This is a genomic window from Pedobacter sp., assembly GCF_040513095.1.
In the GTDB taxonomy this organism is placed as follows: Bacteria; Bacteroidota; Bacteroidia; order Sphingobacteriales; family Sphingobacteriaceae; genus Pedobacter.
Map to the genome: position 1 here is coordinate 1 of NZ_JBEVDX010000125.1, position 25,059 is coordinate 25,059.

Below are 25,059 nucleotides of genomic sequence, written 5' to 3' on the forward strand. Positions count from 1 at the left end.
AAGAAAGCTCGTAAAAAGTTCCAATTCAGTAAACGTTAATCTCAAGGAGGACAAAGACAATGGCAAGAACAACATATCAAGACTTATTGGATGCAGGTGTACATTTTGGTCACCTTACCCGCAAATGGAATCCGAAAATGGCACCATATATTTTTATGGAACGCAACGGGATTCACATTATAGATTTAAATAAAACTTTAACTAAAACTGAAGAAGCTGCTTCAGCGATCAAACAGATCGTAAAATCAGGTCGTAAGATCTTATTTGTAGCTACTAAGAAACAAGCTAAAGAAATCGTTGCTGATCAGGCAAAAAAAGTAAACATGCCTTTCGTAACTGAACGTTGGTTGGGTGGTATGTTAACTAACTTCCAAACTGTACGCAAGTCAATCAAAAAGATGTCTAACATCGATAAAATGACTAAAGATGGTACTTATTCGATTCTTTCCAAGAAAGAGCGTTTAATGATCCAGCGTGAGCGTATCAAATTGGAAAGCTTATTAGGTGGTATCGCGGATTTAAACCGTTTACCAGCAGCAATCTTTTTAATTGACGTTAAAAAAGAGCATATCGCAGTTAGCGAAGCGTTGAAATTAAACATTCCAACATTTGCAATGGTTGATACAAACTCTGATCCGTCAAACATCGATTTCCCTATCCCGGCGAATGATGATGCAACTAAATCTATCTCTTTAATTACTGATGTAATCATCAAAGCAATCGAAGAAGGTTTGGACGAGCGCAAACGCGAGAAAGATGATGAAGCTGAAAAAGAAGCTGTAGCTGCTAAAGCTGCTGCTGATGCTCCTGAAACTGCTGCACCTGGCGCAAGAAGAGCTAGAAAAGAAAATGCTGAAACCGAAGAAGGAACAAGCGAAGCATAAATAATATATTTTTGGGTTGTATGTTGTGCGTTGAAGGTTCTTACTAACAACTTACAATGTACAACCCATAATTTTTTAGATAAAAACTTAAAAAAGAACATAAAATGTCAGTACAAATTTCTGCAGCAGATGTAAACAAATTACGCCAACAAACCGGTGCCGGTATGATGGATTGCAAAAAAGCATTAATAGAGGCCAATGGCGATTTCGAAGCTGCGGTTGATTACTTACGTAAAAAAGGTGCTAAAGTTGCAGCAAGCCGTCAGGATCGTGATTCTAACGAAGGTGTTGTAATCGCAAAAGCTACAGCTGACGGAACCCGCGGTGTAGTAGTTGAATTGAACTGCGAAACTGATTTCGTGGCAAAAAATGCTGATTTCATCGCTTTAGCAAATAAATTCACTGATTTAGCAGTTGAAAAAAATCCAGCTACTTTAGAAGAACTTTTATCTCTTGAAGTTGATGGTCAGAAAGTTTCTGATATCATTGTTGAAAACACTGGTAAAATCGGTGAAAAAATTGGTATCTCTAAATTTGAAACTGTTTCTGGAGAGAAAGTTATTCCTTACATCCACAGTAACTACCGTTTAGGCGTTTTAGTAGCCTTAAACCAGGCTGTTGCAGGCGCTGATGAAGCTGGAAAAGACGTTGCTATGCAAATTGCTGCCATGAACCCGGTAGCTTTAGATAAAGCTGTCGTAGACACACACACGATCGAGCGTGAAATGGAAATTGCTAAAGAGCAAATCCGTGCAGAAGGTAAACCAGAAGAAATGGTTGAGAAAATTGCTGCTGGTAAACTGAACAAGTTTTACAAAGACAGTACTTTATTAAACCAGGAATTCGTGAAAGACTCTTCTAAAGATGTTCGTAAATTTTTAAATGACACTGCTAACGGTTTAACTGTTACAGCATTTAAACGTGTTCAATTAGGATCATAGTTCCTTCAATGATAATTAAAAGGTCCCTTATTTTAAGGGACTTTTTTTTTGCCTTATATTTAGCGAAATTCAGCAGGAATGATAGCAATCACGAATTGTAAGTTTTTTAAAGAAGGACAGTTGATTACCAATGCTTCTATATTGACGGCAGACGGATTGATCACAGCGATAACAGAGGGAGCGATCCCGGCAGGATATACTATTGAAGATGCAGAGGGAGCGTATGTTGCTCCCGGATTTATCGACTTGCAGATCTATGGCTCCGGCGGTAACCTGTTCTCTGCCTATCCAACGGTAGAAACACTGAGGCAGATGGATGAGAACCTGATCAGTAAGGGCACTACAGGTTTTCTGGCTTGTCTGGCTACAAATTCACTTGATGTTTTCTCTGAGGCGATTTTAGCAGCTAAGGCCTATCGTCCTGAAGCAAAAGGTTTTCTTGGCCTTCATCTGGAGGGACCGTTTCTGAATCCCAAAAGATTGGGTGCCCATCCTCTCCAATATGTGCACAAAGCTACGCTGGAGGAGGTCAAGCGATTGCTTGACGACGCTGATGGGGTTGTCAGGATGATGACACTGGCTGCTGAGCTGCAGGATGAGGAAGTCATCAATTATCTGCTGGAGCAGGGAATAGTCCTCTCTCTCGGACACAGTGATGCAAATTTTGAACAGGCCAACAAGGCTTTTGCTGCAGGGTTTACAACATCTACGCACCTGTTCAATGCCATGCCTCCCATACACCACCGCAATCCCGGTCTGCCTGTGGCAATACTGAATCATCCAAATGCGATGGCCAGTATTATTGCTGATGGTGCCCACGTGGATTTTGAGATGGTAAAGCTCAGCTATAAAATGATGAAGGATAGACTTTTTCTGATTACAGATGCAGTAACTGCCTGTGCTATCGGGCCCTATCAGCATATATTAAATGGCGACAGGTTTGTGATGCCTGACGGAACGATCTCCGGCTCTAACATTACGCTGCGCGATGCGGTAAGCAATTGTGTAAACCATTGTGCTATACCTGTTAGCGATGCACTGGATATGGCTTCGTTACATCCTGCCCGGGCCTTGAAAATACAGGATAAGCTGGGAGATATTGCCCCGGGAAAAGCGGCCAGCTTATTGCTGCTGTCGGACGAATTTGCGCTCCGTAAGGTATTTGTCGCAGGAGTTGAATATTTGATCAGTATTAATTAAAACAAATAGTTATTTTTGGAGTCATGAAGTACAAAAGGATCCTACTAAAGTTAAGCGGCGAATCGCTGATGGGCGAGAAGCAATACGGTATAGATAATGCACGCGTTAAGCAATACGCCGAAGATATCAAAGCTGTTCATGCCCAGGGGCTGGAAATCGCAATTGTTATTGGTGGCGGTAATATTTTTAGAGGCCTGAGTGCAGAAAAATCCGGGATGGACAGAGCCCAGGCAGATTATATGGGTATGCTGGCTACAGTGATCAACAGTATGGCACTGCAGGACGCGCTTGAGAAGGTAGGACTAAAAACCAGGTTGCTTACCGCAATCAAAATGGAACAGATCTGCGAACCCTTTATCCGCAGAAGAGCAGTGCGCCACCTTGAAAAAGGGCGTGTGGTGATCTTTGGTGCCGGTACAGGAAACCCGTATTTCACTACAGATTCTGCCGCTGCACTGCGTGCGATAGAAATCAAAGCAGATGTGGTATTGAAAGGTACCCGCGTTGATGGTATTTATACTGCAGATCCTGAGAAAGACCCGACAGCAACACGTTATTCTGAGATCTCTTTCAAAGAAGTATATTCCAAAGGATTAAATGTTATGGACATGACAGCTTTTACACTTTGTGAAGAAAACCAGCTTCCTATCATCGTTTTCGATATGAACAAACATGGTAACTTCATGAAGATTGCACAGGGAGAAGAAATTGGTACCCTGGTGAAAGGCTGATTTTAACACAATTATATTTTTGATAAACAGTAAATTATGAACGACCTCATAAAAAAACAATTACAGGATGCTCAGGCTACAATGGATAAAGCAATTGCGCATTGTGAATCTGAATTGACTAAAATAAGGGCAGGAAAAGCTTCAGCGGGTATGCTGGACGGAATTACAGTTGACTATTACGGAAGTGCTACGCCGCTGGGCAGTGTTGCAAGTATTAACACTCCTGATGCACGTACAATCCTTGTTCAGCCCTGGGAGAAAAATATGCTTGTTCCTATTGAACGCGCCATTATGGAGGCCAATATCGGTATCAACCCGCAGAATGATGGTGTGGTAATCCGTCTTGGTGTACCACCACTGACTGAAGAACGCAGAAGAGACCTGGTAAAAAAGGTAAAGGAAGAAGCAGAACGCGGCCGTATCACGGTACGTAATATCCGCAAAGACGCCAATGAGAAAATCAAAAAACTGAAGGGCGACGGCGTATCAGATGATGAGATCAAAACAGGCGAAGCTGAAGTACAGAAAATCACCGACCTCTATATCGTGAAAGTTGATAAACATGCTGAAGCAAAAGAGAAAGATGTAATGACCGTATAACGGAAATTAAATATAATACAATAGTCAATAAAGAGGGAATGTAGCAAAAGCTATATTCCCTTTGTTTATTTTTGCTGCCTACTTATCCCTTCATGAACTTATTAGTACAATATTTAAAGAATTATAAATGGGTTGTTTGTCTTGCGCTCTTACTCGCAGCTATTAACATCGCCTTCTCGTTACTTGATCCCTATATTACGGGACGCATAGTAGACAGTTTTATTGAGAAAAAGAACGTGCTGAACCGCAGTGAATTTATCTATGGGGTTTTAGGATTAGTGGGGATGGGCGTTGGTGCGGCCATGGTTTCCAGGATAGCGAAAAATTTCCAGGATTACTTTACGAGTATCATCGTTCAGAAAGTAGGCGCACAGATGTACGCAGATGGACTGAAACATTCACTCGAGTTACCATACCAGGTTTTTGAAGATCAGCGCAGCGGAGAAACCCTGGGGATTTTGCAAAAAGTGAGGCTTGACAGTGAGAAGTTTATCACATCTTTCATCAGTATATTGTTTGTCAGCCTGATCGGAATGGTTTTCGTGATCGTGTATTCGGTGGCGGTAAGTTATAAAGTAACGATCATCTATTTTACGGCAATCCCGATCATCAGCTTTGTGAGCTGGTTCCTGAGCAGGAAGATAAAAACCATACAGCAGAAGATCGTAGGAGAAACTACAGCGCTGGCGGGTTCCACTACAGAATCACTGCGGAATATTGAACTGGTTAAAAGTCTCGGATTGGCGAGCCAGGAAATTGAGCGTCTGAATAAGACCACCTATAAAATCCTGGGACTGGAACTTAAGAAGGTGAAGTATGTCAGGAGTATGAGTTTTGTACAGGGAACAACGGTAAACCTGGTGCGAAGCATTATGGTAGTAGTACTGCTGATCCTGATTTTTGAAAACACGATCTCCGCCGGACAATACTTTTCGTTCCTGTTTTATTCGTTTTTCCTGTTTGGCCCATTACAGGAACTCGGAAACGTAATTCTTTCCTGGCGTGAGGCCGAGGTTTCTCTGGGTAACTTTAAAAAGATCCTTAATACTCCTTTGGACCAGAAACCTTTAAATCCGAAGGTGCTCGACAAGATTGCTTCCCTGGAGTTTTCCAACTTAAGTTTCCGACACCTGACGGGTAAAAGCAATGCCCTGAACGAGATCAGCTTTAACGTAAAAGAAGGTGAGACCATCGCCTTTGTTGGTCCTTCAGGCTCTGGTAAAACAACGCTGGTAAAATTACTGGTTGGCTTGTATCAACCTGTGATCGGAGAAGTGCTTTACAACGATATTAGCAGCCGCGAGATTGACCTGGATCAGCTGAGAGAGAAGATTGGCTTTGTTACGCAGGATACACAACTGTTTTCAGGTACGATCCGGGAGAACCTTCAGTTTGTACGGCCCGGGGCAACAGACGAAGAATGTTTAAGGGTGATGGAACAGGCTGCCTGCCAGACATTGCTTGCACGCGCAGACAAGGGACTGGATACCGTTATCGGTGAAGGCGGAGTAAAAGTGTCAGGTGGAGAAAAACAGCGTTTGTCGATCGCCCGTGCGTTGCTGCGCAGACCTGATATCCTGGTATTTGATGAAGCTACGTCCTCACTGGATTCACTTACAGAAGAGGAGATCACTGCAACCATCAGAGACGTATCTGACCTGACTAATCATATTACGATACTTATTGCACACAGGCTTTCTACCATCCGCCATGCGGACAGAATTTATGTGCTGGAGAAAGGGCATATTATCGAACAGGGTGAGCATGCTTCACTGCTTGCAGAGAAAGGCCTTTATTATGCAATGTGGCGTCAGCAGGTAGGAGAAAGATAATCCATCTTTACAGATAATCATCAAACATAAACTTCATCACCCGCTCTTCCTGAATGATGCGGGTGATCAGTGGAATTAAGTATAAAGGAAGACCGATAGCCAGTACATACCAGGAATGGAAGACCATGGCTATGCCGATCATTTCGGGGATAATACTCAGGTAGTAATTAGGGTGGCGGAAATATTTAAACAGAAAACTTTTGTTGATGATATGGATGTTTCTTGGTGCAATGATGAGCTTTACTGTCCAGATATAGCTGATCTGGCAGATAATATAATACAGTACAAAAATAGACGTAGCATACAGGATTAATCCTGCCCATGAAAGTATGTCGTGATGGCCGGCCTTGTTCAGGCCTTCGGTAATGCAGGCACCGTAATAAAGAAAGTGACAACTGATGAGGATCAGCGTATTCAGTGCCCCAAATTCTATTCCCCCCTTTCGCCTTACTATTTTTTCATTTTTCGCAGAAATAACCACAGTATAAAATCTGGCAACCAGGATTAAAACAAAAATAACAGTCAGCATTTGTTCAGGTATTTGGTACTTGCAAAAATCTGTGATCATCCGGCAACGGCCAATCCCCAAAGCAGGGGGTTTTTTTATTGTCTGTTTCTGTTTATTTACCTGTCATCACTGTAAATGGCTTATTTAAGAAACAAATTTTAGCCCGTTTATTAACCATTTTGCGCACAAATCTGCTGTATTCGCGTCAATATCTGATTGATTGATCTATTTTTTTACTGTTTTCTAAAACTTTAGATTGTATTAAATTATTGACTGATAGTTTTTTAATGGATACCTCTCAGAGTTTTTTTTAAACGTACGAATAACATTTATTATCCATTTAAATGTTAATATGACATTTAATATATTATTCCTACATTAGATTTATAATTGATGCTGTGGATTTAGCAAAAGGGCCAAATATAAAGTGTGAAAAAATAAATTTTAGACAATTCATGTCTTCAGCCATCATTGATAGCTCAGGGATAACCATGAAACCGATCTGTTATGAAAAACGTTGTTTCTCCATCTTTCCGCCTTAGGGAAAATTGTATCCGGATATCCTGTCTTCAGGAAATCTGCCAGTTCTGTAACCAAATATCAAATATATAATGCTATGAAAATTTTTATACTCAACAATAACAGGAGGTATAGCTGGATTGCTCTGCTGATGGTATTGCTTTTGTCGCCGCTACTAGGCCTGGGACAAACTTCTCCAGTAGAAGGAAAGGTAAGTGATATTCTTTTGATCAATCTGCTGGGTAATGCCCCACAGGAGGTAGCTGTAGGCGGCTGTTCGGTAATTACTGTACAGATGAAACCAAGTGCAAATGACCTGAGTGAAGAAGTTGTGGTAGGTGATGGATCGCAGTGATTTCAGTCCGACGACATTGTAATTCTGCTAACTAAATCGTCAGCCTGCCTTTGATATGGCAGGCTGATTTAACTATCTTACCTTCTAAATCTTTACGAGCATGTTTAAAAGATCTATCTTTCAATTTACCAGTATGTTTATGCTTGTGCTGAGCGGTAGCATTGCAGCTTTTGCCCAGCAGACGACGGTTACATTACATGCTGATCATCCTTCAAATACGATCAGCAAACATATCTACGGGCATTTTGCAGAGCACCTTGGAAGGTGTATCTATGATGGCTTTTATGTAGGTGACAGCTCTTCGATTCCCAATACGGCTGGTGTAAGGAATGATATTATTGCAGCTTTAAAAAATCTGAATATCCCCAACCTGAGGTGGCCGGGTGGTTGTTTTGCCGACAGGTACCACTGGAAAGACGGGGTAGGGCCTAAAGCTGAACGCCCTTCAATTGTAAATACCATGTGGGGTGGGGTAACGGAAGACAACAGCTTTGGGACACATGATTTCCTTAATATGTGCAAACTGCTGGGGACGGAACCTTACCTGGCCGGCAATACAGGCAGCGGGACGGTACAGGAACTGGCCGACTGGGTGCAGTATGTGAATTTTGAAGGCAAAAGCCCCATGTCTGACCTCCGTGTTAAAAACGGACAGAGCAAACCCTGGGATGTGAAATTCTGGGGCGTAGGCAACGAAGCCTGGGGTTGCGGCGGGAATATGACTCCTGAATATTACGTGGGTGAATTCAGGCGGTACGCTACGTTTATGGAAGGGAAAGACCTGTTTAAAATTGCCTCCGGTGCAAATGTTGACGATTATCACTGGACTGAAACCTTAATGAAAGGCATCCCGCTCAGGATGATGGACGGTATCGCCCTGCACCACTATTCGTTCCCGAGCTGGGAGAAAAAAGGCCCTTCAACAGGTTTTACCGAACAGCAGTATTTTGAAACCATGAAAACAGCACTGAGAATGGATGAGCTGATTGTTAAACATACGGCGATCATGGATAAATATGATCCTAAGAAAAAGGTAGCACTGGTAGTAGATGAGTGGGGTGGATGGTGGAATGTGGAAGAAGGAACTAACCCCGGCTTTTTATACCAGCAGAATACAATGCGTGATGCAATGATCGCGGGAGCAACTTTGAATATCTTTAATAACCATAGCGACAGGGTGAGGATTGCAAACCTGGCGCAGTGTGTAAATGTGTTGCAGGCAGTAATCCTTACCCGCAAAGAGAAAATGCTGCTTTCCCCTACTTATCATGTGATGGAAATGTTTAAGGTACACCAGGATGCCACGCTGCTGCCCGTAGAAGTAAAAACGGATGACTATGTTTTCGGACAGGAAAAACTACCTTCAGTTTCGGTTTCTGCATCTAAGGATGCAAAAGGACTGACCCATGTTTCTGTAGTGAACATCAACAGGAATAAAACTGAGGAAATAGAAATTGCCCTTACCGGAAAACAATATAAGTCGGTGAAAGGCAGAATCCTCACTTCGGCGAAGGTGGATGACCATAATACATTTGAAAACCCTGAATTTATCAAACCTGCCGTTTTTAAGGGCGCAACGCTGAAAGACGGAAAACTAAAAATTAAACTGCCGCCATTTTCACTGGCCGTAATCGAATTAAACTAATATGATGAACAAAAAATCTCTCTTCAGGAATCTGCTTCTACTGCTTCCGGGCTTAATTACCCTGACGGCAACTGCCCAGAATGCCAAACTGATCCAGGGCAATCCGATTATTACGGATAAATACACTGCAGATCCCGCAGCGATGGTATACAAAAATACTGTATACCTGTACGCAGGGCATGATGAGGCGCCTGCCAAACAGGAACGTTATGTGATGAACGAATGGCTGGTGTATTCTTCTGAGAATATGACCGACTGGAAGGAACATCCTTCGCCTTTGAAACCAAAAGATTTTGCCTGGGCAACGGGTGACGCCTGGGCATCGCAGGTGATCGAGAGGAATGGTAAATTCTACTGGTACGTAGCAGTTACACACGGAACAATCAAAGGTAAAGCCATTGGTGTAGCGGTTGCGGATAATCCGCTCGGTCCATTTAAGGACGCGAAAGGGTCGGCAATTATTACAAATGATATGACCAGGGATACCAATATCAGCTGGGATGATATTGATCCTACGGTGATCATTGATGATGACGGGCAGGCCTATCTTTTCTGGGGAAATACCCAATGTTATTACATTAAGCTGAAAGCGAATATGATTGATCAGGATGGCCCTATTCAAAAGGTAAACCTTCCTGATTTTACGGAAGCACCCTGGGTACATAAACACAATGACTGGTATTACCTGTCCTATGCGTATCTGTTTCCGGAAAAGATCGCCTATGCAATGAGCCGTAAAATTACTGGTCCCTGGGAATTTAAAGGGATCTTAAACGAGGTGGCAGGAAATTCCAATACCAATCACCAGGCGATCATTGATTTCAAGGGGAAATCATATTTCATTTATCACAATGGGTCTATCCCCAATGATGGCGGAAGTTTCAGGCGCTCGGTTTGTATAGACCGCCTGTATTATAATGCTGATGGTACGATGAAACGTATCGTCATGACTACTGAAGGACTAAAAGCAACAAAATAATATGTCGTGCAAATACTTAATAACCGCTTTGATAGCACTCTGCATATTGAGTGCAAAAGCGCAGAATAACATTGTGGTTAATCCGGACAAGGTGGTATCAAAGGTAAGCCCGGAGATGTGGGGTGTCTTTTTTGAGGATATCAACATGGGCGCAGATGGGGGAATTTATGCTGAACTGATCAAGAACCGCTCATTTGAATTCTACAAGCCGCTGATGGGCTGGAAAACTACGGGTGAACAGCTTAAGGAGGGAGACCTGCTGGTTTTGAACAGGAAGGAAAAGGATTCCAATAACCCACGGTATTTACACGTTAATTCAAGGGCTGTGAAAAAGGGCGACCTGAGTATGACCAATGAAGGTTTCAAGGGGATTGGTGTTAAAAAAGGATTGACTTATGATTTTTCTGTTTACTACAGACAGTCCGCTGCAGGAGTGAAACTGCACGCGGAACTGGTTGACAGTACGGGTAAGGTTTTGGGAAGCACAGTGCTGAACCCTGAAAGGGCAGATAACCAGTGGGCATTGCAGTCGGTTACTTTTACAGCATCGGAAACGGTGCAGAAAGCTAAGTTTACGCTCTGGTTTGAAGGTGCCGGTGAGATAGACCTGGATATTATTTCGCTGTTTCCGGGTGATACCTGGAAGAAAAGAAGGGGTGGCCTGCGCGGGGATATGGTACAGATGCTCGCAGATATGAAGCCTGGATTTATCCGTTTCCCGGGAGGATGTATTGTGGAAGGCTATGATCTGTCTACACGTTACCAGTGGAAAAAAACTATTGGTCCGGTAGCCAACAGGAAGCTGATCGTCAACCGCTGGAATACTGAATTTGCCCATCGCCCTGCGCCGGATTACTATCAGACTTTTGGTCTGGGATTTTTTGAATACTTCCAGCTGGCAGAAGATATAGGCGCAGAACCGCTGCCGATCTTAAATTGCGGAATGGCCTGCCAATTTAACAGTGCAGAATTGGTGCCCCTGGATGAGCTGGAACCCTATATCCAGGATGCGCTGGACCTGGTAGAGTTTGCCAATGGCGATGTAAAAACCCCGTGGGGCAAGGTACGTGCAGAAATGGGACACCCGGCACCTTTCAATCTGAAAATGATGGGGGTGGGGAACGAAAACTGGGGCCCGCAATACCTGGAGCGCCTGGCCCTGTTCACAAAGGCAATGAAAGACCGTTATCCTGAGATTAAACTGATCAACAGCTCTGGTACTGATCCTGAAGGGGAACGTTTTGACCTGCTCAATACTTCGCTGAGAAAGATGAAAGCGGATATTATCGATGAGCATTATTACCGTGCGCCTGAATGGTTCCTGAAGAATGCTACGCGTTATGACAGTTATGACAGAAAAGGATCCAGGGTTTTTGCCGGTGAATATGCTGCACAAAGTGTTGGCACTACAAAACCTACCAACAAGAACAACTGGCAATGTGCTATTGCCGAAGCTGCGTTTATGACGGGACTGGAGCGTAACGCTGAAGTGGTACAGATGGCTTCTTACGCGCCGCTTTTTGCTCAGGCCGAGGGCTGGCAATGGACTCCTGACATGATCTGGGTAGATAACCTGCAAGTTTATGGGACCCCTAATTATTACGTACAGCAACTTTATTCACTCAATAAGGGAACAGATGTGGTAAGTATTCTGGCAGATCAGAAGGTGATTGCCGGGCAGGATGGTATTTATGCTTCTGCGGTAATTGACAGCAGAACAAAGGAGCTGATCGTTAAAGTGATCAATACATCAGCACAGCCGCTGACAAGGAATGTTGCAGTTGAAGGCGGAAAGAAATTAGCTGCGAAGGGCAAGCTGATCGTGATGCAGAATGCGAACCTTAATGCAGTGAATTCTTTCAGTAATGCGGTAAATCTGAGTCCGAAGGAACAAGCTGTAAAGATCAAAGGGAACAGCATTTCTTTAACGATGCAGCCTTATTCGTTTAATATAGTACGGGTACCAATTCAATAGTTTGATGAAAAAAAATTTGTCACTGTCTTATTATTCCTGGGGCTTCATATGAGCGCCAAGGAATACCTGTCTGCTATTTCTGTACATGATCCTGTGATGATTTAACAGGGAAGTACGTATTACATCTTGAACACCGGATGGGGGATTGAGTTCTAAAGACATGCGGAGCTGGTTCCTTATTGCTGCAGGGCGATGCGAATTGGTATGGCGCAGGCCACAATGCTGTACTGAGTTTCGACGGTATCGATTATCTGGTTTTCATGGCTATGATGCTAAAAACAAAGGCATCTCCAAACTCAGAACTGAAAAGCTGAAATGGGAAATGGGCTGGCCTGCAGTTGCGCTTTGATAGCAATTCTGGATATTAATGCTGATCTGATTTATTAAACTTTGGTATCCTGTTCGTTAATCTCCTGCAAGCTCAGACCCAGCAGACTTTTAGTTTTTGTATAGGTGATCCCTGCTACGACGATCGTCATGCAACCACCGAATACCACTGCTGGTACTGTTCTCATCAGCTTTGCGGTAAGCCCCGATTCGAAAGCACCGATCTCATTGGATGAACCGATAAACATGCTGTTTACTGCTGATACCCTGCCCCGCATATCATCAGGTGTAAGGAGCTGCATAATAGTAGATCTGATAATTACGCTGATACTGTCAAATGATCCTTCGAGGAACAAAAAGATAAGGGTGATGTAGAAATTCTTAGAGAGGCCATAACAGATAATACTTGTGCCAAAGCCCACAACGGCAATCAGGAGGTTTCTCCAGGGCTTGTTCATAGGTGAAATCCTTGTCATGGCCAGCATGGTGAGCACAGCTCCCGCAGAGGCCGAAGCACGCATCAATCCGAGTCCTTCGGAACCAACTTTAAGGATATCATTTGCAAAGACGGGCAACAATGCCACGGCGCCACCAAAAAATACAGAGAACAGGTCCAGGCTCATCGCGCCGAGCATCATTTTGTTTTTAAAGACAAACTGTACACCGGCGGTGAGGCTTTTCATGATACTTTCTTTAGGGATGTATCTTGGCGGATGCGAATTCAGAAAGAAGATACAAACCAGTGCGATGAATATAAAAGCGAGAATGATCAGGTATGTTGTGGTAATCCCGAAAAAACCATAGACAAGGCCGCCTGCTGCGGGCCCTAATATGGAGGCCGACATATATGAGGAACTGTTCCAGGTGGTAGAGTTGGGATACAGCTCTTTTGGAATGATTTCGGCCATTAAGGAGAATGTAGCCGGACCGAAGAATCCACGGGCCATTCCTATACCAAAAACCATGGAATACATAATGGGTATGATATAACTTACGGGAACGTAAGCATGCATTTGTCTGGAGGTCGCAACAAGCATGATCAGTGAACAAAGGAAAACACAAACGAATATTTTTAGGAGAAGTCCGCGTTTCTCAGATTTATCAGCGATATACCCGCCGTAGAGCGCAATGCTTATGGCGGGGATGGCTTCGCACAAACCGATCAGGCCTAAAGCCAAAGGGTCTTTTGTTAAATGATAAATATGAAAGCCAATAATAACGGCCTGCATCTGATAGGCGAACGTAAAGAAGAAACGCATACCTAGGTAAGATCTGAACTCTCTGTACCTGAGGGCAGCGTAAGGATCCTGTTTGTCAATAATTTTGGGACTGTCCAAGGGTAAATAATTTTTGACAAATGTAAGTTATCCATCAATAACACACGCTACCACGGCATGTTATTAATGGATAAAATTACTGCTACATGATCTTATCATAAAAGTCCTGATAGGCCTGAACCATATCTTCTGCCTGATTGATGGCTGATGAAGCTGCTATTCCAAATATGCCGGTTGCCATCAGGGCGTCCACATCTTCAATTTTTACACCTCCTACAGCCAGTACGGGCATGTCTATGTTTTTTTCCTTTAAAAGGGCTGCAACTTCAGTATAACCTGCAAGACCCAGTAAAGGCGAATTGTTTGGTTTGGTTGTGGTGATACTGAAGGGGCCACATCCTGCATAATCCACACCTTCTGCTGCAAGCCTTAGTAAACCTTTTGCAGTGTTTGAAGAACCTCCGATCGTGATGTCTTCACCGAGCTGCTCGCGCAGGGCAACGAAGTCCGCATCCATATCTTCAATATGAAAACCCTGGATATCTGCTTTCCTGTTTAAGTGGGTATGATTGGTTACGATCAGGGTTGCACCCCAGTCGTCACAAATCTCAGCGATAACATTGATATCTTTTAACAGGGCTTCATCATCTTTTGTGAGGCAGCGGTACTGAATCCATTTGGCTCCGGCCTGGCAGGCAATCTGTGCCTGTTCAATATGAGTCAACTGGTCGATATCGTGTGTAATGAACTGAAACTTTTCTATGAATTTTTTCATGATAAAACGGGTATTTTCTCCATTGGTGAAACAATCACCAGGATGATTTTACTAACAGACTTGTATCGGCGAATCTACGTCTTTATTAAAATTTAACGTTGAGAGAAAGTAAAAAGTTGGTACCTGCCTGTGGAAAGTAGAAGTTTTCGTCCGTTCTGCTGCCACCACCTATATATCCATAGGTATACCCATTGCTCTCATATTTTTTATTAAGGATATTATTGGCCAGTAAACCGATATTCATATTCTTCACTCCCCTGAAACTAAAATCATAACCCAGGCGTGCATTGTTGACCCAGTACCCGTTCAGTTTCCTGTTTTCATTCTGGGTATTGTCCATGTACTGTTTGCTTACGTATTTACTTTGCAGGGCCACAGCAAAGCCGGTAAATGGTTTATAAACCAGTTCTCCGAATACTACTGCATCCGGGGAAAAGGAGATATCGGGATTACTATAGTTATTTACGTCTTCTGTTTCAGTATCATAGTTGTATATGTATTCTGAGAAGTTCTTGATCTTATTTCTGCTGAAGGCAGCATTGGCATTGATGAGGAAGAAGCGGCTTAAGGTGTATGATCCATCAAACTCCACCCCGATCCTGGAGCTTTCAGGAACATTCTGGCGGATACTCGCACCTACGTCACTCAGTTTTCCGGTTACCACAAGCTGATCTTTGTAGAACATGCCATAAACATTTACTCCTGCACTGAAATCTGAATGTTTGACCCTGTACCCAGCTTCGATATCATATAAACGCTCCGGCTGCGGTAGTGTACCTGCATTAGCGTTTACATAATCATCACGGTTGCCTTCCTTATTGGCAAGGCTCAGGGAAGCATAGATGTTACTTTTGGGATCTACAAAATAAGTTGCACCTACTTTGGGGTTAAAGAAGTTCAGTTTGTCATGGATGTTGAGCGGCAGCAGGTCATTATCGTTACCTGTGATGTCGTACTTGATCCTTCTGTACTGAAGATCTGCGAATAAACTTAGCTTGTCTACCGGGTTATAGGCTATTTTTCCAAAAACATTAAAATCGTTTTTGTTGCCGTCCCCATCATAGTAATGATCCGAATTATTGAGGGTAGAAGAAACCTGCGACCAGGGTATTTGTCCGTAGTGTTTACCACGGTACTCATTGTATGCTCCCCCAAGCGTAAAGTTGAGATTAGAGGCTGCTTTATAGTTAAAGGCATATGTTGCTCCATAGAAATCATTACTTAGCCATCTTCTTCTAACCAGATCTGTGGTTTCCACAGGAGCTCCGTTGATTACAGGATCAGGCAGGCCATAAGAAGCAAATTCCTGGTCGTTTTTGAACTCTTCGTAATATCCTCTTCCATAAGTATAGTGCAGGGCACCGTTGAATGAAAAGCGATCGCCGAGCTGCTTGGCATATAATAACTGGTAGTGATCCTGCTGATAATTATCATTCTGGTCTTTGTACAGGAACGAATTATATTTCCTGCTGTCAGAGTTCAGCAGGTTTGCTGCGTCCGTCTCATTCAGCCCGTTCCTGGCAATATAGTCGTTCATGCCCTGAATATCTCCTCTCAACCTGGATTCCGGTACTCCGTTCCAGGACTGGTATGTTTTCTCGGTACCGGAAAATACATTGATGCGCAGCAGGTCGGTTTTTCCATGGTAGGCGCCCGAAAGGAAATACGATTTTAAGAGTGAAGCACCCCGGTCTACAAACCCATCAGAGGATATACGTGATAAGCGTCCGTCGAAACTGAATTTATTATCGATCAGCCCTGTTCCAATCTTAACCGTATTTTTTAGCGTATTGAATGTTCCGTAGGTAGAATTGACTTCTGCGTAGGGGGCCAGCCCCGGTGCTGAAGTCTGAATATTCAAACTTCCGCCAAAGGCGCCAGCACCATTGGTAGAGGTTCCTACCCCGCGCTGGATCTGTACATTTTCTACTGAGGAAGCAAAATCGGGCATATTTACCCAAAATGTTCCCTGGCTTTCAGAGTCGTTCATCGGAATACCATTTACAGTAACGTTTACCCTGGTGGCATCGCTGCCGCGGATACGTATCCCTGTGTAACCCACTCCCGCGCCGGCATCTGAAGTAACAACCACTCCGGGCGTATTACTAATGATGAAGGGCAGATCCTGGCCGAAGTTATTTGTTGTAATTTCAGATTTACTGATGTTCTTGTAAGTTGTCCCGGATTTTTCTGTAGCTCTGGTAGCCATAACAATTACCTCGTCTGCCAGGAAAGCAGAGGGTGTAAGACTCAGGTCGATAGTTTCATCACTGCTGATTTCTATTTGTTTCTGCAGGGTTTCAAATCCTATATAACTTACAATAAGCATATACTTTCCGGCTTTGATATTGCTGATCCGGTATTTACCGCGGGCATCACTTGTAGCACCTTTGCCAGTACCTTTAAGGAAGATGGTTGCTCCAGGTAACAGAGTCTGTTTTGTTTTTTCGGAAACTGATCCCGAAAGGCTGAACTGCGCTTTAGTAAATAAAGGCATGAGCAATACGGTTATTGCCAGCGTAAGTAATTTTTTCAATTTATTTTATAGCATTTTAGTAAAACCTGCTGTAAAGAGGGGCAATACAGCATAATTAAACATAACTCCAATCCCTACGCCGGCATTACCCGGATCAGGTGCATATCTGAGCAGAGAATAAATCAACTGTTCAAATAATGGGTTTGATCTCAGCCTGTCTTTGTGTTTTTTACAAAACAAGGCACCCCTTTTGATACTGGCAAATGTATTAATTTTTTATTAAAATGCGCAATTTACCTTTTTGAGCAAAGGCACTTATCTTTTTAGAAAAGAATCTATGGCAGATACAGCATTCTGAAAGCGGTCTTCGATACCACCGACGAGTACATAATTTGCTCCCAGACTGTTGAGTTCTTTATACCAGACATTCATGAAGTGTTCACGCATATGAGGGAATTCGCGCAGTGGATCTTCTTCCCATGGAAGATCGATATCCAGCAGCAGGTAAAGGTCGTACGTTCTTTCAGTAAGCGCATCAAGTACGATCTGCGGGGTTTCGCCCAGCATTTCATCACTCCATATCTTAACAGTGAGAAAAGTAGTATCACAGAAGATGAAGTCTTTATCTGCCATGGCCAGTACCGATTCTTCAAGGGCTACCTGGCCGTGGAACATATTGATTTCGTCCTGCATTGTACAGGGAGCCGTGAGGGCAGCGCAGTAATAACGTGCAAATTCTGCCACCCAAAGGGTGTTATAATGTTTTGCCAGTAGTTTGGTGATGGTAGATTTTCCTGTGCTTTCGGGGCCTACAATTGCTATCTTCTTGATCATACGGTTTCAGTTAGTGTTTTTTTCCATTCTTTATAGCCTGTCCATGCAATATAGATATAAAGGGCATACATTATAGCTGTGGCGTATAGGTCTTTTGATACGTATACGCCCACATAAATGATATCCACAAATATCCAGATCAACCAGTTCTGCAGTACTTTCCTGGCAAGGAAGATCTGTGCGATCAGGCTGCATGCCGTACAAAAACTGTCGATGAATGGGAAAGCCGCATCAGTATTTTGTCTTAGAATAAAGCCCAGTATGAAGGTGAAAATGATTATACCTGTGGCAGACAATACGATTTCCCTGGGGGTGATCTGGCTTACGGGCGTAGGGATCTCTGTACTCTTCCGGTTTTTATTCCAGAAATACCAGCCATAAACGTTCATCAGCAGGAAGTACACCTGGAGCCCCATATCTGCATAAAGCTTGCTTTCATAAAAGATGAAGATATAAATGACCACGCTCACTATTGCGATTGGCCAGTTAAAGATATTATTCTTTGCTGCCAGCCAGACACAGAGGATTCCCGTAAATACGCCGCACCATTCCAGCCAGCCTGTATGTGTTAGAAATTGTACAATGCTGTCTTTTACCGCCTCTGCGAGTGCTACCATGTGCCAAATGTAATTATCCTTTAATTAATATTTGTGCAAAAAAAATCCGGCAGAGATGAACGTCTCTACCGGATTAATAAACCAAACAAACTATTTATGAAGAATACCCTCGTACAATAAATCGCAGAGGATGCTTTTATTTGTGTCCTGGTGAAGCACTGAAACTCAGTGAAGTCCTCACACTTACATCTGTTTTTAAGCTATCCCTTAATACGTACTCCATCCGTATTTTCAGGCTGTTGCCTTTGATGTACTTATCAAAAAAACGTGAATTATCGATATCTAGTACGAGGTCTGAACCGATATGTTCTGAAACATCGCTTCTTGACGCTACCATGACTTCCTCTTTAGTGCCGTTGGAGATAAAGACTTTGACAGACTTAAACATGCCCATGCTCTGGTTATTCGGGTTGGAAGCGATCAGCCGTGCAGAAGCGATTTTGATATCCTGTATATACTGGCTGCCGTTCACATTGCCAAGAGACTCATCAAAGCTTCCGGCTGTGCTGCTGGCAGATAATGTGGTGTTGCTTTTGGATGAAGCAGGAACAACAAGGGTAGTAGTATAGGGAAAACTGGATTTAATGATGGATTGGACGGTACCGCATCCGCTGAAGCATATAACAGCAGCTACTGCTGCGAATAACATTTTGTTCATGAAAATAATTTTTTAGATTCCAATAATAACGAATAAAAGCAAATCTGCGTACGGAAAATCAAATAATGACGGCGATCTGAACATGCATTTTGTGCGGAACTGCTTATTTATCCATTTTTTAAAAAATCTGAATTTTTATCGCCTAAAACTGTATCTTTGCATCCCGACAGAACAGTCGGGATTCTTTACACATAGCAATAAAAATCTCGCCGGCTATCAGGGTCTTACAAGACCACATTTTTTACTTACAATACTTTAGACTTTTTAAAGCCTTATGCCTAAAGACACCTCCATTCGTTCAGTATTGATCATCGGATCTGGACCTATTATCATTGGCCAAGCCTGTGAGTTTGATTACTCAGGATCTCAAGCCGCCCTCTCCTTAAAAGAAGAAGGAATTGAAGTTTCGATTATCAACTCCAATCCTGCAACCATCATGACTGACAAGGTTATTGCAGATCATGTTTATCTCAGACCATTAACAATTGCCTCTATTGAGCAGATCCTGCAAGAACGCAAAATTGATGCGGTTTTGCCTACTATGGGTGGTCAGACAGCATTAAACCTTTGTGTGGAGGCTGAAGAAAACGGCATCTGGGAAAAATACGGTGTCAGGATCATTGGTGTTGACGTTGCTGCCATTGAGAAAACAGAGAACAGGGAAGCTTTCCGGCAGTTGATGGTAGATATCGGTGTAGGTGTAGCGCCCTCTAAAATTGCAAATTCATTTTTAGAAGGTAAAGAAGCTGCACAGGAAATCGGTTATCCCCTGGTTATCCGTCCTTCTTATACATTAGGTGGATCAGGTGGTGGTTTTGTTCACAAGAAAGAAGAATTTGATGCTGCCCTGAAACGTGGTTTAGAAGCGTCTCCAACGCACGAAGTGCTGGTAGAAAAGGCTGTTTTGGGATGGAAAGAATATGAGCTTGAACTTTTAAGGGACAGCAATGACAATGTGATCATTATCTGCTCTATCGAGAACTTTGATCCGATGGGTATCCATACAGGTGATTCGATCACGGTAGCACCAGCCATGACTTTGTCTGACAGCTGTTACCAGGATATGCGTAACCAGGCAATCAAAATGATGCGTGCCATTGGTAATTTCGCCGGAGGATGTAACGTACAGTTCTCGGTAAATCCTGATAATGATGATATCATCGCTATCGAGATTAACCCAAGGGTTTCGCGCTCATCTGCATTGGCAAGTAAAGCTACAGGTTACCCAATTGCTAAAATTGCTTCCAAGCTGGCTATCGGTTATAACCTGGACGAGATTGAAAATCAGATCACAAAAACTACTTCGGCGTACTTTGAGCCTACATTAGACTATGTGATCGTAAAAGTTCCAAGATGGAACTTTGATAAATTTAAAGGTGCAAATATGGAACTTGGCCTGCAGATGAAATCTGTAGGTGAAGTAATGGCGATCGGACGTACTTTCATCGAAGCTTTACAAAAAGCCTGTCAGAGTCTTGAGGTTGGACGTGCAGGATTGGGTGCTGACGGAAGACATAACAGAAGTATTGAAGAGATCATGCACGGTCTTGAACATGCAAGCTGGAACCGTATTTTCCTGATCAAAGACGCCTTGAGCATGGGCGTTCCCCTGGAGTCTATCCGTAAGGTAACCAGAATAGATAAATGGTTCCTTTCACAGATCCAGGAATTGGTTTTCCTTGAAACTGAATTAAAACGTTATTCATTAAATAATATACCAAAAGACTTCTTCTTTAACCTGAAACAAAAAGGGTTCTCTGATGTCCAGATTGCTTATTTGCTGGGTAATGTAACAGAGGATGAAGTATATGACCGCAGAAAATCTTTAGGGATCAGACGCGTTTACAAAATGGTGGATACCTGTGCTGCTGAGTTTGCTGCACAAACGCCATATTACTACTCAACCTTCGAAGAGGAGAATGAGTCTATCCCTTCGGACAGGAAAAAAGTTATTGTACTTGGATCTGGTCCTAACCGTATCGGACAGGGTATAGAATTCGATTACTCCTGTGTACATGGTTTACTTGCCGCTAAAGAAAGCGGATTTGAGTCGATCATGATCAACTGTAACCCTGAGACGGTTTCTACCGACTTTAACATGGCTGACAAGTTATACTTTGAGCCTGTGTTCTGGGAGCATGTACGTGAGATCATCGAACTGGAAAACCCGGTAGGTGTAATCGTACAGTTAGGTGGACAGACTGCTTTGAAAATGGCTGAGAAGCTTCAGGAAAACGGTATCAAAATCATTGGTACTTCTTACAATGACATGGATATCGCTGAAGACCGCGGACGTTTCTCAGATTTGTTAAAAGAGCTTGATATTCCTTATCCTAAATATGGTGTTGCAGAGAATGCTGAAGAAGCAATCGTTGTGGCCAATGAAGTAGGTTATCCGGTACTGGTTCGCCCGAGTTATGTACTGGGCGGACAGGGAATGAGCATTGTAATCAATGATGAAGACCTGGAGAAAGCTGTAGTTAAGTTACTGGGCGATCTGCCGGGCAACAGGGTACTGATTGACCATTTCCTGGACAGGGCAGAAGAAACTGAATCTGACTCCATCAGTGATGGCGAGGATGTTCATATCGTAGGACTGATGGAACACATCGAGCCTGCAGGTATTCACTCCGGAGATTCATTTGCAGTATTGCCTCCATTTGGACTTTCTGAGAAAGTGATGAACGATATGGAAACTTACTCGAAAAAAATTGCAAGGGCTTTAAATGTAATCGGATTACTGAACATCCAGTTCGCTGTTAAAGACGAAAAGGTGTATGTGATTGAAGCGAATCCAAGAGCTTCCAGAACTGTTCCTTTTATCGCTAAGGCTTACGACGTTCCTTATATCAATATTGCAGCTAAGATCATGTTAGGAGTAAATAAACTGAAAGATTTCACTATCGAGCGCAAGCTGGTAGGGTATGCGATTAAAGAACCTGTGTTCTCTTATGACAAATTCCCTGAAGTGACCAAGGAGCTTGGCCCTGAGATGAAATCAACAGGAGAGTCTATCCGTTTCATTAAAGACCTGGAAGATCCATATTTCAAAAAATTATACAAAGACAAATCAATGTACTTGTCTAAATAATATCTTTTGATATTCCATAAAAAGGCCCTGTAAATTTCGGTTTACAGGGCCTTTTGTTTATCCGAACAGCAAAGAGAATACGTCTTCAATTTTGCTGACACCGGTAACTTCGATACTGTATTTATCAAGTACCAGACCTTTCAGGTTATAATTGGACACAAATATCCGTTCGAAACCTAATTTATCAGCTTCGGATATCCGTTGCTCGATCCGGTTTACTGCCCTGATTTCCCCTGATAAGCCAACCTCTGCCGCGAAGCAGATCTTGGACGAAATAAAGATGTCCTCATGGGATGAAATGATCGCCGCCAGGATGGCCAGGTCAATCGCCGGATCTTCAACTTTGATCCCTCCTGCAAGATTTAAAAAGACATCCCTAGTGCTTAACCTGAAACCACAGCGTTTTTCCAGTACTGCCAGCAGCATATTCATCCTTCGGGTGTCGAAGCCCGTAGCTGAGCGCTGAGGAGTCCCATATGCTGCTATGCTGACTAAGGCCTGGGTTTCTATTAACATCGGCCTTGCACCTTCTAAGGTGGCTGCAATGGCTATTCCACTAAGTTCCTCATCGCGCTGCGATAACAGGATCTCTGAAGGATTGGAAACCTGTCTGAGCCCGGCACTGTGCATGGCATAAATCCCCAGTTCTGCTGCTGCACCAAACCTGTTTTTCACAGAACGCAGGATGCGGTAAACGTGGTGCCTGTCGCCCTCAAACTGCAGAACTGTGTCTACCATGTGTTCGAGAATCTTTGGGCCTGCAATCGCTCCGTCCTTTGTGATATGCCCGATAAGGAAGACCGGAGTATCTGTCTCTTTTGCAAAACGCAGGAGTTCAGCTGTACATTCCCTGACCTGCGACACACTTCCGGGTGTAGATTCAATATGTGCAGAATGCAGTGTTTGTATGGAATCCACGATAATGATATCCGGTTCAAGTACTTCTATCTGCTTGAATATATTCTGGGTAGAGGTTTCTGTAAGAATGTAACAGTCTGCTGTAGGATCAGTAGTAATCCTTTCAGCACGCATCTTAATCTGCTGCTCGCTCTCCTCACCCGAAACGTACAGTACCTTTTTTCCGGGGATGTTCAGGGCTACCTGCAGCATGAGGGTCGACTTCCCGATGCCGGGTTCGCCTCCGATGAGAATGACAGATCCTGCTACCAGTCCTCCGCCCAGTACACGGTCCAGCTCCAGGTCGCTCGTAGAGACCTTCTGTTCTGTTGATGAAGCAATATCGGCTACTTTATTGGGCTTATTTGATCTCTTGGTGGTTCCGGAAATCTCCCATGCGGGAACCTTGGCCCCGGCTTTTTCTACCACTTCTTCTACAAAGGTATTCCAGGAATTGCAGGAAGGGCATTTACCCAGCCATTTGGCGGATTCATATCCACAACTCTGACAAAAATATGCTGATTTAATTTTAGCCAATTGATTTGATTTAGAAAACGAATTTAATGAATAATAAATGGAATGGTGTAAAATAACTAAGCCTGACGCTTATTCAGGTCAGGCTTTAGTTATGATGTTTTGAACACGGGTCCTACAGCTTTATTTCCTCGTCTTTGGAAGAGATAAAATGGAACTCTGTTAATAAGTAAGACGGAACCGCCTTCACTTTAATTTTCTGGCCGAATTTGAAGAACCATTTCCATTGTAATGAATAAATACCTTTTTTGATAAAGGCTTCAATATAAGGATGCACACAAAGTGTGATGTTCTTTTCGTTCTGCTCTCTTAAAATGTAATTCATGTTACTCTCGATATCATCCATCAGAACGATACTTGCTTTGATCTCTCCTGTACCGTGGCACATCGGGCAGACTTCGCTGGTGACAATATTCATTTCCGGACGGACACGCTGACGTGTGATCTGTACGAGACCAAATTTACTTGGCGGCAGGATAGTGTGTTTAGCACGGTCCAGCAGCATCAGTTCACGGAGATAGTCAAATAACATTTTACGGTTTACCGGTTTGTGCATATCGATAAAATCGATAACCACAATACCGCCCATATCACGCAGCCTGAGCTGGCGTGCAATTTCCTTTGCTGCTTCTTTGTTTACCTGCAGCGCATTGTCTTCCTGGTTTTCTTTATTGGCGGTTCTGTTACCGCTGTTTACATCGACAACGTGAAGCGCCTCTGTGTGTTCAACAACGAGGTAAGCGCCACCTGCTAGATTTACCGTCTTGCCGAAACCATTCTTAATTTGCTTTTCAATACCGAAATGCTCGAATATAGGTTCTTTATGTTTGTAAGGTTTTACAATTTTCTCCATTTCCGGAGAAATCTCATGAACATAAGAACGGATATCCTCGTACAGGCCGGCATCGTTCACATAAACATTCGTGAAGTCTGAACTTAAAATGTCGCGGATCAGTGTTGATGTACGGTCCATTTCTCCCCAAACACGTTTAGAGGGTTCTGCTTCGGGCAGTTTTTTAATGAAGGTGCTCCATTTAGAGACAGAATCCAGGAGATCTTTCTGTAATTCTTCTACTCCCTTGCCTTCAGAGACTGTTCTGATAATGACACCAAAATTTTTAGGCTTAATACTTTCGATAATCTTTTTTAAGCGATTACGTTCGGTATTGCTTTTAATCTTTTTTGAAATAGAAATTACATTGGAAAATGGAACCAGTACAATGTACCGTCCTGCAATAGATAGATCAGAGCTTAAACGCGGTCCTTTTGTCGAAATAGGCTCTTTGGCTATTTGAACAGGTATAAGCATGTTTTTGGAGACAACTTCAGATATTTTGCCAGCCTTATTGATATCGGCTTCAAGCTTTAAATTGTCTAATAATGTTCCACTAACAGTGCCATTCC

At 43.1% G+C, this 25,059-nt stretch carries 20 protein-coding genes; 11 read left to right on the forward strand and 9 right to left on the reverse strand.

The genetic code is table 11. The annotated features are described in order from the left end of the window. Positions 1–59: 59 nt before the first annotated feature. From rpsB to ABWY16_RS14350, 6 genes are all read left to right on the forward strand, one after another. Complete coding sequence (rpsB, locus tag ABWY16_RS14325; protein WP_090555612.1) at positions 60–884, forward strand: 30S ribosomal protein S2; 825 nt, start codon at positions 60–62, stop codon at positions 882–884. Positions 885–988: 104 nt separating this feature from the next. After that, positions 989–1,825, forward strand: coding sequence for a translation elongation factor Ts (gene tsf / locus ABWY16_RS14330; protein WP_353905330.1), 837 nt, complete (start codon positions 989–991; stop codon positions 1,823–1,825). Positions 1,826–1,903: 78 nt separating this feature from the next. After that, positions 1,904–3,025 (forward strand): N-acetylglucosamine-6-phosphate deacetylase, encoded by a 1,122-nt coding sequence (gene nagA, locus ABWY16_RS14335; RefSeq protein ID WP_353905331.1) that lies wholly within the window; start codon positions 1,904–1,906, stop codon positions 3,023–3,025. Positions 3,026–3,048: 23 nt separating this feature from the next. Next, positions 3,049–3,756 (forward strand): UMP kinase, encoded by a 708-nt coding sequence (gene pyrH, locus ABWY16_RS14340; RefSeq protein ID WP_090555609.1) that lies wholly within the window; start codon positions 3,049–3,051, stop codon positions 3,754–3,756. 36 nt (positions 3,757–3,792) lie between these two features. Then, entirely contained in the window at positions 3,793–4,356 is a 564-nt protein-coding gene (frr, locus tag ABWY16_RS14345; protein ID WP_353905332.1) for a ribosome recycling factor, read from the forward strand. Positions 4,357–4,448: 92 nt separating this feature from the next. Beyond that, complete coding sequence (locus ABWY16_RS14350) at positions 4,449–6,188, forward strand: ABC transporter ATP-binding protein (RefSeq protein ID WP_353905333.1); 1,740 nt, start codon at positions 4,449–4,451, stop codon at positions 6,186–6,188. 7 nt (positions 6,189–6,195) lie between these two features. Here ABWY16_RS14350 and ABWY16_RS14355 read toward each other — a convergent pair whose 3' ends face one another. Next, positions 6,196–6,717: an isoprenylcysteine carboxylmethyltransferase family protein gene (locus ABWY16_RS14355; RefSeq protein ID WP_353905334.1), complete on the reverse strand. Its 522-nt coding sequence runs from the start codon at positions 6,715–6,717 to the stop codon at positions 6,196–6,198. A 595-nt stretch (positions 6,718–7,312) separates the two neighbouring features. Here ABWY16_RS14355 and ABWY16_RS14360 point away from each other — a divergent pair. The 4 genes from ABWY16_RS14360 (at position 7,313) to ABWY16_RS14375 (ending at position 12,169) form a co-directional block, all read left to right on the forward strand. Continuing rightward, positions 7,313–7,570, forward strand: a complete 258-nt coding sequence (locus ABWY16_RS14360; protein WP_353905335.1) for a hypothetical protein — start codon at positions 7,313–7,315, stop codon at positions 7,568–7,570. A 100-nt stretch (positions 7,571–7,670) separates the two neighbouring features. After that, positions 7,671–9,215 (forward strand): alpha-N-arabinofuranosidase, encoded by a 1,545-nt coding sequence (locus tag ABWY16_RS14365; RefSeq protein WP_353905336.1) that lies wholly within the window; start codon positions 7,671–7,673, stop codon positions 9,213–9,215. 1 nt (position 9,216) lies between these two features. Next, positions 9,217–10,194 (forward strand): glycoside hydrolase family 43 protein, encoded by a 978-nt coding sequence (locus ABWY16_RS14370; RefSeq protein ID WP_353905337.1) that lies wholly within the window; start codon positions 9,217–9,219, stop codon positions 10,192–10,194. 28 nt (positions 10,195–10,222) lie between these two features. Next, entirely contained in the window at positions 10,223–12,169 is a 1,947-nt protein-coding gene (locus ABWY16_RS14375; protein WP_353905338.1) for an alpha-L-arabinofuranosidase family protein, read from the forward strand. Between the two features lie 383 nt (positions 12,170–12,552). On the opposite strand, the gene ABWY16_RS14380 is transcribed toward ABWY16_RS14375, so the two are convergent. The 6 genes from ABWY16_RS14380 to ABWY16_RS14405 all read right to left on the reverse strand — a co-directional run bounded on the left by ABWY16_RS14380 (position 12,553) and on the right by ABWY16_RS14405 (position 19,133). After that, positions 12,553–13,833 carry an MFS transporter gene (locus ABWY16_RS14380; protein WP_353905339.1) on the reverse strand — a complete coding sequence of 427 codons (1,281 nt, stop codon included), beginning with the start codon at positions 13,831–13,833 and terminating at the stop codon, positions 12,553–12,555. Positions 13,834–13,915: 82 nt separating this feature from the next. Next, complete coding sequence (locus ABWY16_RS14385; RefSeq protein WP_353905340.1) at positions 13,916–14,548, reverse strand: thiamine phosphate synthase; 633 nt, start codon at positions 14,546–14,548, stop codon at positions 13,916–13,918. 85 nt (positions 14,549–14,633) lie between these two features. Continuing rightward, on the reverse strand, positions 14,634–17,084 hold the full coding sequence (locus ABWY16_RS14390) for a TonB-dependent receptor (protein ID WP_353905341.1): 2,451 nt from the start codon (positions 17,082–17,084) through the stop codon (positions 14,634–14,636). A 255-nt stretch (positions 17,085–17,339) separates the two neighbouring features. Next, positions 17,340–17,858 (reverse strand): AAA family ATPase, encoded by a 519-nt coding sequence (locus tag ABWY16_RS14395; RefSeq protein WP_353905342.1) that lies wholly within the window; start codon positions 17,856–17,858, stop codon positions 17,340–17,342. Next, positions 17,855–18,475, reverse strand: coding sequence for a nicotinamide riboside transporter PnuC (pnuC, locus tag ABWY16_RS14400; protein ID WP_353905343.1), 621 nt, complete (start codon positions 18,473–18,475; stop codon positions 17,855–17,857). Before pnuC ends, ABWY16_RS14395 begins: the two co-directional genes overlap by 4 nt. A 136-nt stretch (positions 18,476–18,611) precedes the next feature. Next, positions 18,612–19,133, reverse strand: coding sequence for a hypothetical protein (locus ABWY16_RS14405; protein ID WP_353905344.1), 522 nt, complete (start codon positions 19,131–19,133; stop codon positions 18,612–18,614). Between the two features lie 274 nt (positions 19,134–19,407). On the opposite strand from ABWY16_RS14405, the gene carB reads away from it, so the two are divergent. Then, positions 19,408–22,224: a carbamoyl-phosphate synthase large subunit gene (gene carB, locus ABWY16_RS14410; RefSeq protein ID WP_353905345.1), complete on the forward strand. Its 2,817-nt coding sequence runs from the start codon at positions 19,408–19,410 to the stop codon at positions 22,222–22,224. 57 nt (positions 22,225–22,281) lie between these two features. Here the strand turns inward: carB and radA are convergent, their stop codons facing one another. Both radA and ABWY16_RS14420 read right to left on the reverse strand, forming a co-directional pair. Continuing rightward, the gene (radA, locus tag ABWY16_RS14415; protein ID WP_353905346.1) at positions 22,282–23,658 is read right to left on the reverse strand and encodes a DNA repair protein RadA; all 1,377 of its coding nucleotides are present in this window, start codon (positions 23,656–23,658) and stop codon (positions 22,282–22,284) included. A 112-nt stretch (positions 23,659–23,770) separates the two neighbouring features. Then, positions 23,771–25,059, reverse strand: a 1,289-nt coding sequence (locus ABWY16_RS14420; RefSeq protein ID WP_353905347.1) for an Rne/Rng family ribonuclease, incomplete at its 5' end; no start/stop codon positions are given.